1 protein-coding gene is annotated in these 721 nt (G+C 30.8%); it reads left to right on the forward strand.

Translation table 11 applies throughout. From position 1 onward, the window contains the following. Window positions 1–721, forward strand: a 721-nt coding sequence (locus Q1A47_RS20520; RefSeq protein WP_299632748.1) for a transposase, incomplete at its 3' end; no start/stop codon positions are given.

A 721-nucleotide genomic window follows, 5' to 3' on the forward strand; every position in this document is an offset into this window, starting at 1 on the left:
ATGATACAAAAACAACAATCAATAATATTAAGTGCATATTCGGAAATTTATGATCTGGTTGTACCTAAGGATAATGTTTTACGAAAGCTTAATGAGTTAGTAGATTTTTCTTTTATATATGATGAATTAAACGATAAATACTGTCATACAAATGGTAGGAATGCCATTGATCCAATCCGTATGTTTAAATATTTACTTCTAAAAACAATCTATGATTTATCTGATGTGGACATTGTAGAGCGTTCCAAATATGACATGTCCTTTAAATATTTTCTTGGTATGGCTCCAGAAGAATCCGTGATGGAGCCAAGTTCTCTAACCAAGTTCCGTAAATTACGTTTAAAAGACAAAAATTTATTGAATATGTTAATTAATAAATCCGTGGAAATTGCCATCGAAAAGAAAATTATAAAAAGCAATTCTATTATTGTTGACGCCACCCATTCAAAGGCCCGTTATAATCAAAAATCACCAAAGGAAATACTGATGGATCGCTCCAAGAAACTTCGAAAATCTGTTTATGAGATCGATGAATCCATGAAGAAAAAATTCCCATCTAAATCGACAACGAATAAGCTGGAAGATGAAATTGAATATTGTCAAAAACTAATGGATGTGATTAAAAATGAGGAAACGATTTCCGAATATCCGAAAGTTAAAGAGAAATTAAACCTATTAAAAGAAAACGTAAATGATGACATCGAACATTTACGAATCTCTG

It is taken from the genome of uncultured Virgibacillus sp. (assembly GCF_947495635.1).
GTDB lineage: Bacteria > Bacillota > Bacilli > Bacillales > Amphibacillaceae > Virgibacillus > Virgibacillus salarius.